19 protein-coding genes and 1 tRNA gene are annotated in these 15,668 nt (G+C 60.8%); 12 read left to right on the top strand and 8 right to left on the bottom strand.

Annotation, left to right across the window (positions count from 1 at the left end; translation table 11 throughout):
- The first annotated feature begins 73 nt into the window (after positions 1–73).
- Together ACSVIK_RS01040 and ACSVIK_RS01035 are read left to right on the top strand one after the other, a co-directional pair.
- On the top strand, positions 74–961 hold the full coding sequence (locus tag ACSVIK_RS01040; RefSeq protein ID WP_442442508.1) for an alpha/beta fold hydrolase: 888 nt from the start codon (positions 74–76) through the stop codon (positions 959–961).
- 71 nt (positions 962–1,032) lie between these two features.
- Positions 1,033–1,106, top strand: a tRNA-Gly gene (locus tag ACSVIK_RS01035).
- Between the two features lie 162 nt (positions 1,107–1,268).
- Here the strand turns inward: ACSVIK_RS01035 and ACSVIK_RS01030 are convergent.
- The 4 genes from ACSVIK_RS01030 to ACSVIK_RS01015 form a co-directional block, all read right to left on the bottom strand.
- The gene (locus ACSVIK_RS01030; protein WP_442442507.1) at positions 1,269–1,763 is read right to left on the bottom strand and encodes a hypothetical protein; all 495 of its coding nucleotides are present in this window, start codon (positions 1,761–1,763) and stop codon (positions 1,269–1,271) included.
- 114 nt (positions 1,764–1,877) lie between these two features.
- The gene (locus ACSVIK_RS01025; RefSeq protein WP_442442506.1) at positions 1,878–2,327 is read right to left on the bottom strand and encodes a hypothetical protein; all 450 of its coding nucleotides are present in this window, start codon (positions 2,325–2,327) and stop codon (positions 1,878–1,880) included.
- 291 nt (positions 2,328–2,618) lie between these two features.
- Positions 2,619–3,512: a hypothetical protein gene (locus ACSVIK_RS01020; RefSeq protein WP_442442505.1), complete on the bottom strand. Its 894-nt coding sequence runs from the start codon at positions 3,510–3,512 to the stop codon at positions 2,619–2,621.
- An 82-nt stretch (positions 3,513–3,594) separates the two neighbouring features.
- Entirely contained in the window at positions 3,595–3,840 is a 246-nt protein-coding gene (locus ACSVIK_RS01015; protein WP_442442504.1) for a hypothetical protein, read from the bottom strand.
- 291 nt (positions 3,841–4,131) lie between these two features.
- Between ACSVIK_RS01015 and ACSVIK_RS01010 the strand changes: the two genes are divergently transcribed.
- The 4 genes from ACSVIK_RS01010 to ACSVIK_RS00995 all read left to right on the top strand — a co-directional run bounded on the left by ACSVIK_RS01010 (position 4,132) and on the right by ACSVIK_RS00995 (position 7,715).
- Positions 4,132–5,265, top strand: a complete 1,134-nt coding sequence (locus tag ACSVIK_RS01010) for a mechanosensitive ion channel family protein (RefSeq protein WP_442442503.1) — start codon at positions 4,132–4,134, stop codon at positions 5,263–5,265.
- Between the two features lie 138 nt (positions 5,266–5,403).
- Positions 5,404–6,102 carry an endonuclease gene (locus tag ACSVIK_RS01005; protein ID WP_442442502.1) on the top strand — a complete coding sequence of 233 codons (699 nt, stop codon included), beginning with the start codon at positions 5,404–5,406 and terminating at the stop codon, positions 6,100–6,102.
- 375 nt (positions 6,103–6,477) lie between these two features.
- On the top strand, positions 6,478–6,774 hold the full coding sequence (locus ACSVIK_RS01000; protein WP_442442501.1) for a DUF1330 domain-containing protein: 297 nt from the start codon (positions 6,478–6,480) through the stop codon (positions 6,772–6,774).
- Complete coding sequence (locus tag ACSVIK_RS00995) at positions 6,771–7,715, top strand: alpha/beta hydrolase family protein (RefSeq protein WP_442442500.1); 945 nt, start codon at positions 6,771–6,773, stop codon at positions 7,713–7,715. The genes ACSVIK_RS01000 and ACSVIK_RS00995 overlap by 4 nt, the downstream gene beginning before the upstream one ends.
- A gap of 50 nt (positions 7,716–7,765) precedes the next feature.
- Here the strand turns inward: ACSVIK_RS00995 and ACSVIK_RS00990 are convergent, their stop codons facing one another.
- Positions 7,766–8,296, bottom strand: coding sequence for a 2'-5' RNA ligase family protein (locus tag ACSVIK_RS00990; RefSeq protein WP_442442499.1), 531 nt, complete (start codon positions 8,294–8,296; stop codon positions 7,766–7,768).
- A gap of 16 nt (positions 8,297–8,312) precedes the next feature.
- On the bottom strand, positions 8,313–9,251 hold the full coding sequence (locus ACSVIK_RS00985) for a LysR substrate-binding domain-containing protein (RefSeq protein WP_442442498.1): 939 nt from the start codon (positions 9,249–9,251) through the stop codon (positions 8,313–8,315).
- 179 nt (positions 9,252–9,430) lie between these two features.
- Between ACSVIK_RS00985 and ilvE the strand changes: the two genes are divergently transcribed.
- From ilvE to ACSVIK_RS00965, 4 genes are read left to right on the top strand one after another with little or no spacing between them, the layout of a single operon-like run.
- The gene (ilvE, locus tag ACSVIK_RS00980) at positions 9,431–10,363 is read left to right on the top strand and encodes a branched-chain-amino-acid transaminase (protein ID WP_442442497.1); all 933 of its coding nucleotides are present in this window, start codon (positions 9,431–9,433) and stop codon (positions 10,361–10,363) included.
- A 56-nt stretch (positions 10,364–10,419) separates the two neighbouring features.
- Positions 10,420–11,001, top strand: coding sequence for an RBBP9/YdeN family alpha/beta hydrolase (locus tag ACSVIK_RS00975; RefSeq protein WP_442442496.1), 582 nt, complete (start codon positions 10,420–10,422; stop codon positions 10,999–11,001).
- Entirely contained in the window at positions 11,001–11,645 is a 645-nt protein-coding gene (locus ACSVIK_RS00970; protein WP_442442495.1) for a LysE family translocator, read from the top strand. Before ACSVIK_RS00975 ends, ACSVIK_RS00970 begins: the two co-directional genes overlap by 1 nt.
- Positions 11,646–11,699: 54 nt before the next feature.
- A complete protein-coding gene (locus tag ACSVIK_RS00965; protein WP_442442494.1) occupies positions 11,700–12,248 on the top strand; it encodes an AAA family ATPase in 549 nt (182 codons plus the stop codon).
- 212 nt (positions 12,249–12,460) lie between these two features.
- On the opposite strand, the gene ACSVIK_RS00960 is transcribed toward ACSVIK_RS00965, so the two are convergent.
- Complete coding sequence (locus tag ACSVIK_RS00960) at positions 12,461–12,658, bottom strand: hypothetical protein (RefSeq protein WP_072422714.1); 198 nt, start codon at positions 12,656–12,658, stop codon at positions 12,461–12,463.
- Between the two features lie 73 nt (positions 12,659–12,731).
- Between ACSVIK_RS00960 and ACSVIK_RS00955 the strand changes: the two genes are divergently transcribed.
- Positions 12,732–14,249, top strand: a complete 1,518-nt coding sequence (locus tag ACSVIK_RS00955) for a sigma-54-dependent transcriptional regulator (RefSeq protein ID WP_442442493.1) — start codon at positions 12,732–12,734, stop codon at positions 14,247–14,249.
- A 152-nt stretch (positions 14,250–14,401) separates the two neighbouring features.
- Here ACSVIK_RS00955 and sodC read toward each other — a convergent pair whose 3' ends face one another.
- A complete protein-coding gene (gene sodC, locus ACSVIK_RS00950; protein ID WP_442442492.1) occupies positions 14,402–14,953 on the bottom strand; it encodes a superoxide dismutase [Cu-Zn] SodC in 552 nt (183 codons plus the stop codon).
- 332 nt (positions 14,954–15,285) lie between these two features.
- On the opposite strand from sodC, the gene gcvH reads away from it, so the two are divergent.
- Entirely contained in the window at positions 15,286–15,663 is a 378-nt protein-coding gene (gene gcvH, locus ACSVIK_RS00945) for a glycine cleavage system protein GcvH (protein WP_442442491.1), read from the top strand.
- Positions 15,664–15,668 lie beyond the last annotated feature (5 nt).

Here is a 15,668-nt window from a genome sequence, read left to right as displayed (position 1 = left end):
CTTTTCTTACTGCTCAAACCAACGCGAACGGCCATCCGCTCGCCTTGACCTACTTGCGCCAGGAGGAAACGACATGAGGCCAGAAACCGCAGTCGTCGAGATCAACAGGAAGCACAAGGTTCATACGGAGTTCTACGGCAACCCGGCAGCAAGCAAGACCATCATCCTGGTCAACGGCTCTCTGGCGACCACCGCCTCGTTCGCGCAAACGGTCAAGTACCTGCAACCGCAGTACAACGTGGTGGCCTTCGACCTGCCCTACGCCGGCCAGTCCAAGCCGTACAACAGCGACTTCACGCCCATCAGCAAGGAAGACGAAGCGGCCATCCTGCTCAAGCTGATCGACCACTACGGCGCCCACTACCTGATGTCGTTCTCCTGGGGCGGCGTCGCCTCCATGCTCGCCCTGGCCCAGCGCCCAGCGACCCTGGAAAAAGCCGCCATCTGCTCCTTCTCGCCGATCCTCAACGTGCCCATGCTCGACTATCTGCATAAGGGCCTGCGCTTCCTGAGCGCGGTGGATCGCGACAATGTCGCCCTGCTGGTCAACAGCACCATCGGCAAGCACCTGCCATCGCTGTTCAAGCGCTTCAACCACAAGCACGTCAGCACCCTGGACGAGCACGAATACTGGCAGATGTACGCCCATATCAAGCAGATCCTCAACATGGAAGCGCACTGCCGCATGGACTGCCTGCAGGCCATCGACATCCCCCTGCTGTTCGTCAACGGCGACCGCGACGAATACACCTCGGTGGAAGACGCCTGCCTGTTCGCCCAGCACATCGACCACGCCCAGTTCGCCGTGATCGACGACGCCGGCCACTTCCTCGACATGGAACACAAAGCCGCCTGGCTGCAGACCCAGCGCGTGCTGCTGGACTTCTTCAACGCCCCCAGCAAGCGCCTGCACCAGCCGCAACGTGGCGAGCTGCAGGATCTGCAGGCCATCGCGGTGTGAGGGAGCAAGCGCGAAGCGGATACGCTTTGCGCTTCATTTCTGCGCTGGCTTCCGGTATAAAGGCACCCGCTGCGGGTGTCGTATAATGGTAATACCCTAGCTTCCCAAGCTAGAGCCGTGGGTTCGATTCCCATCACCCGCTCCAGACAGCCAAGCAAAAGCCCCGTCATCACTGACGGGGCTTTTTCGTTTCTGGTGGCCGAAGGACTTGACCGCAGGGTTTGAGCCGAAAAAAGATGGCGTTTTGCGATTACCCAATACAGGTGCTAGAAAAAATCATCATCTTTCTTTATAAAAATTAACTGCATTATGCTCTAGCGTACTTAGGTGCATTCTTTCTAATGCATTCATAAAGAGCTTTTTGAGTTTCATCCAACTTATCCAAAACCATCTCGAAATTCTCACCTGGCGACTTGGCACGTTGCATGGCCGCTGTCAACCCTGTATCGGGAAGGAAGCTTTCAGCCAGCATCTTGTAATAGTCATGGTATGCATTGTGGTAATTCCTTGAAGGCTCAACCAACTCTGGAAAGTACAACAGCGCCTGGCTAAAAATCTTTTCAATCGGCTTATTCAAGTAATCTACAAAGAACTCCTCACCTGTATGACTGGCAACCTTCACTCTATGCAGGAAGGATTCACCTACCTGCTCCGCTAGTAGTTCATATTTTTCTCTAAGCAAGATTTTACTCTGACGCTTAGAAACCAACAGCTCTCTAAAAAATGTAAATACCTGAGTAATCAATACGCCACCAATCGCAGACAAAGCAGCCACTAACGCCAAAACCAATTTCTCATCCATATAGATACCCTCCATTACATAACAGCTATAGAAAAAAGGGGACAGATTTATTTTTAGACCAGTGGAGCTGCGCTATAAATAAATCTGCCCCCTTTTCCTAGTCCCCTTTTCCTATTATTCTGCTCGGGTGCTTATTTTTTCGCCTGTTTCTGCATCCTCTAACCAGACCTCCAGTAGGTTTAAGCCGATGTATTTTGTTTTTGCTATTATTTTTTGGCCGGCGTGACCTGTGAATTCTAGATCAGCAAATAAGAAGTGCCTTGGAAGCTTGTACTCAAGTTGTATTGAGTACTTCCCGGGAGTTAATATTGCTTTCTGAGGGGAGTCATTTTTATAGTAGTATGTCGAGAACGGTATATTTCCGACTTTCTCACCATTAATTCTTATTATATTAAGCTCTGGCTCTAGGCTTATATATGATCTTTTATTTCTTTCTGCATGAGTGCTTGTTTCCAGGACGACATATTTGGACTCGTCAATTGTGCCTGACTCAACATTTGTGTACGCAGGCATTTCAGCGCAGCCAGACAAAAGCGCGGCGATTAATATTATTGTCTTTTTCATGCGTGTTACTTTCCTAATGATGCATAAGGAGACCGAAAAAGGGGGCAGATTTATTTATCGATAAATAAATCTGTCCCCTTTTTCGTGTATATTTATGGCAATGTGGACAATAAATCGAGACAGACTCAGCCATACACCCCCTAACTAAAAATACGCCTCACGAAATCACACAGGAACTTCATGTCTCCATGCAACAACAAAACCCATGTCTCTAACTCATACTACCAAAACATCTATTACTGTTCACAGAGAAAATTGAGCACTTTACACACCCCACAAGCGCAAGCGTCCTCAGTTATTTACAGGCACCAACTCCAAGGCTTCAGATAACTCTTCAAGGACTTCTTTGGACTGGTTAACCATCTCAACACTAACTACTGGTTCCGCACCGTGAATTATTGAATTCCTAAGCGTAATCAGGCTCCGTATCCTCTCAAACAATGACCAATCTATCCTTTCAGATCTCAATATAAACTCAGCCAACTTGACATTTGAAATTCTTTTTCTTGCCCTATAGTCAGACACAGCATCATTGGACTGATACGCACGACCATATTTCTGGATTATCTCCTCAAGAGCATTATAGTTCGTCAAGAATTCTTCAAGACTACCCTTCTCCCCCACTGAATAGCCTGGATCATATTCTTCCTGAATAGCTTTACTGGCTCTCTCAATTCTCCTAGGTGCAACAACATCAAAAATAAAATAGGCAATCACAACCAAGCTAACAACAAACGAAACCTGAGTAACATTCATAAAAACAACTTCAATCAACCTCCATTTAAAGCCACCAACAGCAATGACAAAATTACAACCCAAAACAGTAAACATTGATAGCAATGTCACAAACAAAAGCACTCTAAAATAACGTCTCTTTAAAACCTCAACAGCCTGCTCCAAGCTTTCATCACCAAATTCCTCCCTACTAAGCTCATTTCTAAAGAAAATAAACCCGGTAAGAGTCAACCCATAAATTGCAGACAAAACCTGCGCAGTAGTTGAATACAAATAAAGAATCTGATTCTCATTCAGTATCAGAACCGGCCTCAAATACCCCAACAGAGAAGTGGCTACGCCACCTAGAAACAATGCTAACACCGAGAAAACAATCAACCGCCCAAGAGACAAACCATCACCTTCTAGGGCCTCATTTAAGCGAAAACTTAAAAAACCGAACAATCTCATAGCACCTTATAGCCCACTAGATGGAGGGGCATAACAAAAGAAAGGAACAGAAAAATGGACAAATTCATTTAAATCAACATATTCACCCCAAAGGTTCTGGCAGCAAGTTTTCAACACCAGAAAATGCAGCAATAAACTCACCCCGCCACTCTATCTCAAGCCTGTCGGAACTATCCCGAATATGCTCGTATAAGCGGACTGCCTGATCTGAGTTAAGTGCGTGTGAGGCAGATGCGAGCTGCGTAGCAGCTATAAAGAAGTCTCCGTTCTTCGAAACACTGCGGACAAGTGCATCAAGGTCATTTGCGTCTAGGGGAATGTCATCCATGGCTAACTCCAGCAGGCCTCCCTATAATAGCCAAACGCTACCCCTCAGCCTCAGAGCTGTCTAGCTACCGTGTCGAAAAAGTGTCGAAATCACTGCAAGGCATAGCGGATAAATGCCGGGCTGACGAAGCAGGAAAGCCAGTAAAGCCGTGCGTTGCAGATCACAGCGAGGGGCCGGAAAGGGTTCGATTCCACCACCTCTCGCCCAGCCAAACCACTCACCCATTCCCCGGAACTTCTGCCGCTCAAAGCCCACAGAACACTACCTGCCCTTTTCTGGAGGCCCCTGGCGATGGAACAGTGGAATATCTGGCTCAACCGCGATATCTGGCTCAACGTGGCGATCGTGCTGGTCGCCACGGCGCTGATCTACAGCGTGCTGCGAGCCGTGGTTGCTGCGCTGCACAAGCGGTTGACGGCCTGGTCGAAGGATCAGGATGGCAGTTGGCAGCACTTCGTCGCCGTGGTGATCGGCCGTACCAGCCGGTTGCTGCTGCTGGCCTTTTCCCTGTTGCTGGCGTTGCGTTTGCCGGATCTGCCCGACAGTTGGCAAAGCGCGTTGAGCCACACCTGGTTCGTCGCCCTGGCCTTGCAGGTGGCGCTGTGGGTAGATAGCGGCGTGCGCCTGTGGTCGCGCAGCCTGGTGATGGGCAAGAGCGGTGCCAACTACAACCCGGTGATGACCACCATCATGAGCATCATGATCCTGATCGTGGTGTGGTCGGTGATGCTGCTGTCGATCCTGGCCAACCTCGGCGTGGATATCACCGCGCTGGTGGCCAGCCTGGGTGTGGGTGGTATCGCGGTGGCGCTGGCGGTGCAGACGGTGCTCAGCGATGTGTTCGCCTCGCTGTCCATCGGCGTCGACAAGCCCTTCGAGATCGGCGACTTCGTGGTGTTCGGCCAGGTGGCCGGCACCATCGAGCATATAGGCCTGAAGACCACGCGCATTCGCAGCCTCAGCGGTGAGCAGGTGGTGTGCGCCAATGCCGACCTGCTGCGCCAGGTGGTGCATAACTACAAGCGCATGGACACCCGGCGCATCGTCTTCAAGTTCGGCATCAGCTACGACACCCCCAGCGACAAGGTGCGTCAGGTGTCGGAGAAGGTCGGCGATATCATCCGCGCCACGCCGAAGACCCGTTTCGACCGCGCGCACTTCCTCGGCTTCGACGAAAGCCAGTTGACCTTCGAGGTGGTGTATATCGTGCTGACTTCGGATTACAACCAGTACATGGACGTTCAGCAGGAGATCAATCTGCAACTGCTCGATGCCCTGCGCGAGCTGGACGTGCGCTTCGCCCTGCCGCGCCGCGACCTGCGTCTGGTGGGCGAGCGAACGCCGGTGCTCAAGGTCGCCGGCCTGCCGCAGCAGGTGGAGGCCGAAGGCGGCGAGCAGGATCAGCGTCTGCCAAGGTTCAACTGAACATCATACGAGTGACGGACAGCTCGGTCGGGCTGCCCGTCGCTGCTTGAACGAGGCCTTTGGCCATCATGTAAACCATTGAAAAACCTTAACTTTCCTGCTTCACAAGCGTGATGGTGACGGCTACTCTGCCGCCCCATGATTCGATCTCTACTCCCTCTGCTCTGCTGTTTCACCGCCCTGTCCCTGCATGCCGCACCCGCCACCTTCGCCGAGGCCAAGCGCCTGGCCTGGCCGCTGTATGCCAAGCAATCCACCGAGTTCTATTGCGGCTGCAAGTACAGCGGCAATCGCGTCGACCTGCGCTCCTGTGGCTACACGCCGCGCAAGAACGCCAATCGTGCCCGGCGCATCGAGTGGGAACATATCGTCCCGGCCTGGGTGATCGGCCATCAGCGCCAGTGCTGGCAGAAAGGCGGACGCAGGAACTGCACGGCCCATGACGTGCAGTTCCGCAAGGCCGAGGCCGACCTGCATAACCTGGTGCCGAGCATCGGCGAGGTGAACGGCGACCGCAGCAACTACAGCTTCGCCTGGCTGCCGCAGAAGCCGTACCAATACGGCCAGTGCCAGACGGTGGTGGACTTCAAGGCGCGCAAGGTGATGCCGCGCCCGACCATCCGCGGGATGATCGCACGCACCTATTTCTACATGTCCGATCGCTACAAGCTGCGCCTGTCGAAGCAGGATCGCCGGCTCTACGAGGCCTGGAGCAAGGCCTACCCGGTCGAACCCTGGGAGCGCCAGCGCAACCAGCAGGTGGCCTGTGTGATGGGTTGGGGCAACCCCTATGTGGGCAAGGTGGATATGAGGCTCTGTATGCGCAAACGCGCGTAGGGCGGCAGGTCGTAGGGTGCGTCGTGCGCTCTGCCCACCGTAAAGCTGGTGCGCGTAGGGCGGACTCAGGAGCCTAAGCGAACAGTCCGCCGGGCCATGCCAAGTCCGGCACCGCGACTCACGCCCGATACTCCCCCAACGGCGGCGTACTGCTTTCGAGCGACCGGCGTCCCGGTACGCTCTACGCAGGGACAGCACCTAGGGGCGCCAAGCCAGTTGCGCAGCGCCACGGAAAAACTCAACGCGGGCTGAAAAATACTCGCTGGCAGCGCCACGGGCCGCACCGCAGAATCTCTTCAGATTCATCCATCCCCTGGCCTTCTCAGGCCTCGCCCCGGCCAATGTTCATCGAACAGGCGACAAGGAGTGATCGTCATGCCCCTTTACGCCATCGCGCAACTCGATATCCATGATCGATCCCGCTACGGGCGTTATCAGGCTCGCTTTATGGAGGTATTTCGTCGCTATCAGGGCTGCCTGCTGGCAGCCGACGAACAGCCTCGCCTGATCGAAGGCACATGGCCGTATCAGAAGCTGGTGCTGATGACCTTCCCCGATGAGCAGGCCTTCCGCCAATGCGCGGAGTCGGCCGAGTACCGGCGCATCGCCGAGGATCGCACGGCCGGCGCAACGACCACGGTGCTGCTGGTGCACGGACTTGCCGACCGATGACCCAGCCCATCACCATTCGTGCGGCCGACGGTTACGCCCTGGGCGGATTCGTCTGGCGCCGCGCTGGCGACCCGCACCGGCCTCATCCACTCGCCCTGATCAACGCCGCCACCTCGGTGCGCTGCCGCTACTACGCGCGTTTCGCCGAGTGGCTGCACGGCCACGGCTGGGATGTGCTGATCTACGATTATCGCGGCATCGGCGAATCCCGCCCCCGCTCGCTGCGCCGGCTCCAGGCCGACTGGATCGACTGGGGCCAGCACGACTTCGAGGGTGTGCTGCAATATGCCGCCCGCCACTTCCCCGGCCAGCCCATCGACGTGATCGGCCACTCCGCCGGTGGCTTCGTCATCGGCCTGGCGGCATCGGCCCCGCGCGTGCGGCGCATCTTCACCATGGGTGCGCAGTACGCCTACTGGCGCGACTACACCCCGGTGCTACGCCGCGCCATGTTCCTGCGTTGGCACCTGGCCATGCCGCTGCTGGCACGAGTACTGGGCTATGTGCCGGCCAAGCGCCTGGGCTGGATGGAGGACACCCCCAAGGGCGTGGCCCTGGACTGGGCACGCATGGGCCCGCGCTTCGAGGCCAGCGTGCGGCATGGCCGGGAAACGCCGCAGGGCGAGCCCGAAGCCAAAATGCTGGCGCGACGCCTGGCCCAGGTGCACGCCCCCATCCTGGCCCTGGGTATCGAGGACGATCCATTCGGCACAGGCCCGGCACTGGATCGCCTGCTGGACTATTACAGCGGCAGCGAGCGCTACCATCTACGCCTGGCACCCGCCGACATCGGTCAGGCCGAGATCGGCCATTTCGCCTTCTTCCATCAACGTTTTCGCGAGGCGCTGTGGCCACTGGCACTGCACTGGCTGCGCAGCGGCGAGCTGCCAACCACCCCTCCGGGCAACCTGAGCCACCGCCCGGCAGATAACAGGCCATGAAGGCCACACCGCGCCTGGCACCGAGCCTGGGCCGAACTCGAAGCGGCCGGTCAATCGGCCGTCAGACGGAAGCACTCGTGGGTTCGGACGCTGCCCTCTTCGAGGGAGGCGACCACCAGGCTATCGACCGTTCCGCGCACCTCCAGGCCCTGAACATTGAGCGCATCGCAGAGTCGTTTGGCGAAGCTGCGCTCATCGCAGACGCCAAGGGTGATATGTGGAATGAAGGGCACATCGAGGCGCAGATGGCCTGCCAGCGCGCCCCCATATAGCTGGTCATGCAACCGCAACAGGCCGCTATGACCTTCATCCGGCACCAGATACAGGTAGGCCTTGTCGGTCAGATGGTCGTGCCCCAGCATCGCGTAGCGACAAACGAAGTGAATCGGGCGGGCCAGGCCAGCGACTGCCGCCACCTGTGAGCTGAATACAGCCTCGCTCACACCCGCGCAGCCGAAAACCAGGGTGAAATGAGCGCCGACCATGGCCCAGCGCGGATCGTGCTGGCGGCGATAGTCGTCGATCCATCGAGCGTCGTGATCGGCAAGCCTGGGATAGGCCAGGGTGTAAAGCGTTGTCATGGCGCGCTTGCTTCCCTCATCGCGTTGCCAAGGGCCGCGCCGTCGCCATGCCGGTCTTGGCATGCACCGCGGTGCTTTGCGCAGGGCATTGTTCGCGCAGCCAACTGCGCAAGTTGTCCAGGCGCCGATCCTCACGCAGGGCTTCAGGGTAGACGAGCCAGAAGCCCACGCCTGCGCTGACCGGGTGCTCGAAGACCGACTCCAGGCGCCCCAGGCGCACGGCGCTTTCGGCGAGTTCGCAGACTGCAATCGACACGCCGACACCGTCGGCCGCCGCCTGCATGGTCAAGCCGCCGGAGTCCACCCGAGTGACCACGGCGGGCTCGAATGGCCCACCAGGCAGGCACTCCATCCAACGCTGCCAGGTCAGGCAATGGCGCGAGACGAACAGATTGGCCCGCGCGACCTGCTGCATGCGCTGTGCCGGCGAGCCCGTGGCGAACCCCGGGCGGGCGTACAGATCGATGCTGGCCTCGAACAGCAGATCCGCCTGCAGCCCCGGCCACTGCCCGCTGCCGTACCAGATGCCGGCATCGGCCACGCCGGCAGCGAGATCCACCTCGTCCTGGGTGGTGGAGATTTCCAGCGAGAAACCACGCCGACCGAAGGGATACAGGCTCAGGCGCGGTGACAGCCAGTTGGTGGCGAAGGTGGGCAGCATGTTGACCCGCAGCGGCCCGTCATAGCGCTCTTCGCGCAAGGCGCCTACGCCGTCTGCGATCAGCGCGAAACCCTGATTGAGGCTGGGCGCCAGTCGCTCACCAGCGCAGGTCAGCTCCAGGCGCGTGCCAACCCGGCGCAGCAGCTCGACCCCGAGCATGTCCTCCAGAGTGCGCAACTGGTGGCTCACCGCCGATGGCGTGACCGCCAGCTCCAGGGCCGCTTCCTTGATCGACAGATGACGCGCGGCCGCCTCGAAGGCGCGCAGGGCATTCAGCGGGACAGGTATGCGCATCGGGCTACGGCCTCCTGAAGTTCATGCTTCGACCATGCGCCCATTAAAGCGCAATTGCTGCGTACAGGCTCACCAGCACGCGGAGCAAAACTCAGCGTCATCTGAGATTTGCTCACTCGTGGCCGCGAGAAGCTCACTGCACACTGCGCCCATCGACAAGCTGCTAGGCGGTGTACCCCATGCTCAATGCCCTGGACGATCGCGAAGGCCTGATCTGGCTCGACGGTGAACTGCTGCCCTGGCGCGAAGCGCGCCTGCATGTGCTGACCCATGCGCTGCACATGGGTGGCGCGGTGTTCGAGGGCATGCGTGCCTACGGCGGCCATGTGTTCCTCGACACGCCGCACCTGCAGCGCCTGGAGCGCTCGGCCAAACTGCTGGACTATCGCCTGCCCTGGTCGCAGGGCGAGCTGAGGCAGGCCATCGAGGCCGTGCTCTGGGCCAATCAGCTCGAGGATGCCTACATCCGCCCGATTGCCTGGCGTGGCGCGGACAGCGTCTCCATCGCCTCGCCACGGGCACGGGTGCATGTCGCCATCGCAGCCTGGGACTGGCCCACGGCGGCAGCCCAGGGCCGCGCCGAAGTCGGCATCCGTCTGCACCTGGCCAAGTGGCGCCGCCCGCGCCCGGACACCGCGCCAACCGCAGCCAAGTGCTCCGGGTTGTACATGATCGGCACCCTGGCCCGGCACGCCGCCAGCGCGGCGGGCTGCGACGATGCGCTGCTGCTCGACAGCGACGGCCTGGTGGCCGAGACCACGGCGACCAATCTGCTGCTGATTCGCGACGAGGTGCTGGTGACGCCGCAGCCCACCTGCTTTCTCGACGGCATCACCAAACGCCACGTGATGGGCCTGGCGCGTCAACGTGGCCTGCAGGTGGAGGAACGCGCCGTGACCCTGGATGAGTTGCGTAGCGCCAGCGAGGTCTTCACCGCCGGCACCTCGGTCGAGTTGCAGCCGGTGGTGGCCCTGGTCGAGGAAAACGGCAGCACCGAGTGGCCGGTTGGCCCGATCACCCGGCAACTGATCGGCGACTTCCAGGCGTCCGTGACGGCAGCCCGCCAGGCGGCCATGAGCGTCAATGGCAGGCGCACAATCCGGCACGCCTGAGCAGTAGAGCCGCGCGGCTGGCGCCGGAGAGGATCGACTCAGCAAAGAGCGAAGCGATGACCAAGAGGCTGTTACAAACCCGACTGCTGTTGCTGCCCGGTATCGGCGACTCCCCTGCCGATCACTGGCAGAGCGCCTGGCAACAGCTTCTACCCGGCAGCCAGCGCTTCCAGCCAGACGACTGGAACGCACCGCACCTGCAGGACTGGTTGCAGGCGCTGGAGCAGGCTATCGAGGCCATGGCCGAGCCGCTGCTGCTGGTCGCTCACAGCCTGTCCTGCCTGTTGGTCGCGCACTGGGCGTTGCACTCGGGAAGCGGCGAATCCCACACCCATCACCTTGCTCGGGTGCGCGGCGCCTTTCTGGTCGCCCCGCCCGATCCGGCGTCCGCCGTGTTTCCTGCGGCGGCACGCGGCTTTGCCGAATTACCCGAAGGCCCGCTACCCTTTCCTGCTCTGGTGCTCGCCAGTTGCGATGATCCCTATGCCAGCCTGGCCCATGCCCGACGGCAAGCCAGCCAGTGGCAGGCGGAGTTCGCCGAGGCCGGTGCTCTCGGGCATATCAGCAGCGGGCTGGGCGACTGGCCACAAGGCCTGGCCTTGCTGGAAGACTTCTGCCAACGACGAGGAATCCCATGATGGATATTGTTTCCGCACTGCTAACCTTCAGCGTCGCGGCAGCACTGCTCACCCTGACCCCAGGCCTGGACACCGCGCTGGTGCTGCGCACCGCTGCCGTCGAGGGAGGGCGCCAGGCCATGCAGGCCGGCAGCGGTATCGTCGTCGGCGTGCTGGCCTGGGGCGTGATCGCGGCATTCGGCCTGGGCGCCGTGCTTGCCCTGTCGCACACGGCCTACAGCCTGCTGCAGATGGTCGGCGCAGCCTACCTGCTGTGGCTGGGGGGCAAGCTGCTGTGGAGCGCCCGCCGTGCCAGACCGGCACTGCCACAGGCAAACGACGGCGACTCCCCCGCCGAGGGTAACCAGCGCTGGTTCCTGCGTGGCCTGCTGACCAACCTGCTCAACCCCAAGGTCGGCGTGTTCTATGTCAGCCTGCTGCCCCAGTTCATCCCAGCCGGCGTGCCGGTGGTGGGCTTCAGCGTGCTGCTCGCCGGCATCCACGCGGCCATGGGACTGATCTGGTTCGCCGCTCTGATCCTGGCGACCCGGCCTCTCGCGCGCTGGTTGCGCCAGCCCTGGGTCACGCGCTCGCTCGATGCCCTCACCGGCCTGGCGCTGATGCTGTTCGGCCTGCGCCTGGCATTGTCACGGCCGGCCACATGAGCCCTGCTGTGGCAGCACACGCCTGTGCCTGAGCCCTGATAGGGAGCGCCCGATTTGTTCAAATCCAGTCAACGCCAGGTGGTCATCTCGGGTTGTTCCGGCGCCGGCAAGTCGACCCTGCTCGACGCGCTGCGCCGTCATGGCCATGCCACGGTCGAAGAACCAGGCCGGCGCGTCATCGCCGAGCAGCTGCGCCAGGGCGGCGATGCCCTGCCCTGGGCGGATATGGAACGCTTCCTGCGCAAGGCGCTGCAACTCGCGGTGCACGACCTGCAGGCGGTAGCAGGGCTGGCTGGGCCGGTGTTCTTCGACCGTGGGCTGATCGATGCAGCCGCCGCCCTGGAACGGTTGTATGGCGTGCCCCTGGCAAGCAGCCTGGGCGACAGCGCACCCTACGGTTCGCAGGTGTTCCTCGCCCCACCCTGGCCGGCGATCTACCGCACCGATGCACAGCGCCAGCATGACCTTGCCGAGGCAGAGGCCGAATACGCACATCTGCAAGCCACCTACACCACACTGGGCTACGAGATCACCCTGCTGCCGCAGGTCAGCGTCGAGGAACGGGTCGAGTTCGTGCTCGACACCCTTCATTCTCAGGCATAGCAGGTAGGGCCCAGCCGCACGAACTCAGCAGCTTGTAGGGCGGACTCAGGAGCGCCAGCGAACAGTCCGCCGGGCCATGCCGAGTCCGGCACCACGACTCACGCCCAATACTCCCCCCAACGGCAGCGTAACTTGGCCCAGATTCAATTAGAGCCGCTCAAAAGCATCGCGGCTAAAGCCCCTCCTACGGGCATGTGCCGTCGCAAGATGGGCTACGAAAGACGCTGCAACTCCCGCCGCACCATGTTGGCGAACTCCGGCGGGCTGAGCTGGTACAGCTCCTGCGCCACCCAGGGCAGCCAGCGCCCCTGCAACTCGGCCTTGCGTGCCAGCAGGCGCTGGGCCTCGGCTTCGGCGCGGGCCTGGTGCTCGCGGTGGTAATCGGCTCGGCTCGGTTTTTCTGTGCTCACGATGTTGCCCTTTTCCTCATGCCGGGCAGAGCAGGCATAATCGCCGCCTGTCCGCCCATTTCGACCGTCCTCAATGCGCATCCACGTCAGCTTCATCGACCGCGTCGGCATCACCCAGGAAGTCCTGGCGCTGCTCGGCGGGCGCAATCTGAACCTCGATGCGGTGGAGATGGTACCGCCAAACGTCTATATCGACGCACCGACCCTGAGCGCTGCGGTGCTCGAGGAACTGCGCGGGGCGCTGCTGCAGGTGCATGGCGTGCAAAGCGTGGAGGTGGTGGACATTCTCCCCGGTCAGCGCCGCCGCCTGCAGCTCGATGCCCTGCTCGCTGCCATGCCCGACCCGGTGCTGGCGGTGGATGACCGCGCCACGGTGCTGCTGGCCAACCCGGCACTGAACGACCTCTACGGCCGCGCCCCCGAGGGCCTGAGCATCGCCGCGCTGTTCGCCGACGAGCCGTTGCAGCAATCGCTGCTCGCCGCCGGCTTCCACCAGCCGCTGCGCGAGGTGCATTTCGCCGGCCAGCCGCTGTTGCTCGATGCCCAGCCGATCACCGAGGACGGCCGCCTCACCGGCGGCCTGCTCACCCTCTATGCGCCCAGCCGCATGGGCCAGCGCCTGGCCGCGCTGCATCATGACCATGCCGAAGGTTTCGACTCGCTGCTCGGCGAGTCGGCGCCGATCCGTGCGCTCAAGGCCCGCGCCCTGCGCGTGGCTTCGCTGGATGCGCCGCTGTTGATCCACGGCGAAACCGGCACCGGCAAGGAACTGGTGGCACGCGCCTGCCATGCGGTCAGTGTGCGCCGCACCGCGCCCTTCCTGGCGCTGAACTGCGCCGCCCTGCCGGAGAACCTGGCCGAAAGCGAACTGTTCGGTTATGCCCCCGGCGCCTTCACCGGCGCCCAGCGCGGCGGCAAGCCGGGGCTGCTGGAGCTGGCCAACCAGGGCACGGTATTCCTCGACGAGATCGGCGAGATGTCGCCCTATTTGCAGGCCAAGCTGCTGCGTTTCTTGAGCGATGGCAGCTTCCGCCGTGTCGGCGGCGACCGCGAAGTGAAGGTGGATGTGCGCATCCTCAGCGCCACCCACCGCGATCTGGAAAAGATGGTGGCCGAAGGCAGCTTCCGGGAAGACCTGTTCTACCGCCTCAACGTGCTCAATCTGGAGGTGCCGCCGCTGCGCGAGCGTGGCCAGGACATATTGCTGCTGGCCCAGCACTTCATGGCCCAGGCCTGTGCGCAGATCCAGCGCCTGCCCTGCCGCCTGGCGCCAGCCACCTTCCCGGCGCTGCTGGCCGGGCGCTGGCCGGGCAACGTGCGCCAGTTGCAGAACGTGATCTTCCGCGCCGCCGCCATCTGCGACAGCAACTGGGTGGAGATGGACGACCTGGATATCGCTGGCACCGAAGTGGCGCCGAGGGTGGAAGGGGAAGTCGCCAGCCTGGAGCAGGCCATGGACGAGTACGAGAAGGCGCTGCTGGAAAAGCTCTACGACAGCCACCCCTCCAGCCGCCAGTTGGCCTCACGCCTGGGCACCTCGCATACCGCCATCGCCAAGCGCCTGCGCAAGTACGGTATCGGCAAGGCTTGATAGCGTTCGTTTTGCGTAGAGTGGGCAACGCGAAGCCTGCCCACCATCCTCTGCGCTCCAGCCTTGCACCTCACCTTATTCGGTGGATGTGAAAAGCGCCTCCCACAGCGCCCATGCCGAATCCGTAGCCCGGATGCAATCCGGGCGACATGCTAGATCGGCTTGGTGCTGGTCGGCACCTTGATCACCCCGCAGGCGACTCGCGCACCGCCACCACCCAGCGGCTGCGGGTGATCGGCGTGATTATCGCCGCCGGCGTGGATCATCAGCGAACGGTTGTGCAGGTCTTCCAGGCGCTTGAGTCGCGGCGCCAGCACCGGCTGGCTGGCCTTGCCATCTTCGGTCACGAGCAGCGCGGGCAGGTCGCCCAGGTGGGCGTCGTCTTCCCAGGGAAAGCCATGGCGCCCGGCCTCATGCAGATCCCAGTGGCCGCCTGCCGCGCCGGCGGGGGTCAGCTTGCCGTCCACTCTGACAGCGTTGCAGTTGGGCTGGGTATGCACGTGAAAGCCGTGGATGCCCGGTTCCAGTCCTTGTAGATCGGGAGTGAAGACCAACCCATAGGCAGACTGGCTGATGCTCACGCTGCCAACAGACGCGCCGGGGCCGTTCTCGGTGGCCCGCTCAAGAATCACGCTTACGCTATCGCTGGCCTGCACGGCGCTGACGCCGAATAACGCGAAAGTCAGGGGAATCAGGGCTTTCATGGTCGATCTGCCTCCTTTTCGATTGAGCCTCCCAGTTACCGACTCCCAGGGCTTGCGAGGGGTTCCAGCCATATTCCGTATCGATATCATTACACCGTAACGATTCAGCAACAAAGGCAGGAAAGCCGCGCCGCGCCTCATGCGACTTCTACTTTTCCATTTGCGACGCAGGTATTCGTATCGATATCGTTCCAGGCCACTCTGAGCAACGCCAGAAATTATATTTAACTTATTGATTTTATTGAATATTTTTACATTGGCACCTGGTTTGCTAATGCTCCCGCACCTGCCCGCCACCTAGAAGCGGACATCATTACCCTTGAGGAGTTGACATGAGCGAGTTGCGTTTCACCGCCGATCACGAATGGCTGCGTCTGGATAACGATGGTCTGGTGACCGTCGGCATCACCCATTACGCCCAGGACGCGCTCGGCGACGTGGTGTACGTGCAACTGCCGGAAGTGAAGGCCTACACCCAGGGCGAGGAAGTGGCCGTGCTGGAGTCGGTGAAGGCCGCCAGCAATATCGTCATGCCGCTGGATGGCGAGATCGTCGAGATCAACGCCGACCTGGAAGGCAGCCCGGAGCTGGTCAACGAATCGCCGCTGGACAAGGCCTGGTTCTTCCGCATGCGCCTGGCCGACAACGCCGTACTGGCCGATCTGCTGGACAAGGCCGGCTATGATCGTCTGTTGAATGCCAACGCCTGAGTGAC

Source organism: Pseudomonas sp. NCHU5216, from assembly GCF_052156495.1.
Taxonomy (GTDB): Bacteria; Pseudomonadota; Gammaproteobacteria; order Pseudomonadales; family Pseudomonadaceae; genus Aquipseudomonas.
The sequence above is the reverse complement of the archived record's forward strand: the minus strand, read 5'-3'. Positions and strand labels throughout refer to the sequence as shown.

Bases quoted from the DNA above. Each gene is read 5' to 3' on its own strand.
- ACSVIK_RS01010 (WP_442442503.1), top strand. From the start codon at position 4,132: ATGGAACAGTGGAATATCTGGCTCAACCGCGATATCTGGCTCAACGTG.
- ACSVIK_RS00970 (WP_442442495.1), top strand. From the start codon at position 11,001: ATGGATATTGTTTCCGCACTGCTAACCTTCAGCGTCGCGGCAGCACTG.
- ACSVIK_RS01005 (WP_442442502.1), top strand. From the start codon at position 5,404: ATGATTCGATCTCTACTCCCTCTGCTCTGCTGTTTCACCGCCCTGTCC.
- ACSVIK_RS00995 (WP_442442500.1), top strand. From the start codon at position 6,771: ATGACCCAGCCCATCACCATTCGTGCGGCCGACGGTTACGCCCTGGGC.
- ACSVIK_RS01000 (WP_442442501.1), top strand. From the start codon at position 6,478: ATGCCCCTTTACGCCATCGCGCAACTCGATATCCATGATCGATCCCGC.
- gcvH (WP_442442491.1), top strand. From the start codon at position 15,286: ATGAGCGAGTTGCGTTTCACCGCCGATCACGAATGGCTGCGTCTGGAT.
- ACSVIK_RS00975 (WP_442442496.1), top strand. From the start codon at position 10,420: ATGACCAAGAGGCTGTTACAAACCCGACTGCTGTTGCTGCCCGGTATC.
- ACSVIK_RS01040 (WP_442442508.1), top strand. From the start codon at position 74: ATGAGGCCAGAAACCGCAGTCGTCGAGATCAACAGGAAGCACAAGGTT.
- ACSVIK_RS01030 (WP_442442507.1), bottom strand. From the start codon at position 1,763: ATGGATGAGAAATTGGTTTTGGCGTTAGTGGCTGCTTTGTCTGCGATT.
- ACSVIK_RS01025 (WP_442442506.1), bottom strand. From the start codon at position 2,327: ATGAAAAAGACAATAATATTAATCGCCGCGCTTTTGTCTGGCTGCGCT.
- ACSVIK_RS00990 (WP_442442499.1), bottom strand. From the start codon at position 8,296: ATGACAACGCTTTACACCCTGGCCTATCCCAGGCTTGCCGATCACGAC.
- ACSVIK_RS00955 (WP_442442493.1), top strand. From the start codon at position 12,732: ATGCGCATCCACGTCAGCTTCATCGACCGCGTCGGCATCACCCAGGAA.
- sodC (WP_442442492.1), bottom strand. From the start codon at position 14,953: ATGAAAGCCCTGATTCCCCTGACTTTCGCGTTATTCGGCGTCAGCGCC.
- ACSVIK_RS00985 (WP_442442498.1), bottom strand. From the start codon at position 9,251: ATGCGCATACCTGTCCCGCTGAATGCCCTGCGCGCCTTCGAGGCGGCC.
- ACSVIK_RS01015 (WP_442442504.1), bottom strand. From the start codon at position 3,840: ATGGATGACATTCCCCTAGACGCAAATGACCTTGATGCACTTGTCCGC.
- ilvE (WP_442442497.1), top strand. From the start codon at position 9,431: ATGCTCAATGCCCTGGACGATCGCGAAGGCCTGATCTGGCTCGACGGT.
- ACSVIK_RS01020 (WP_442442505.1), bottom strand. From the start codon at position 3,512: ATGAGATTGTTCGGTTTTTTAAGTTTTCGCTTAAATGAGGCCCTAGAA.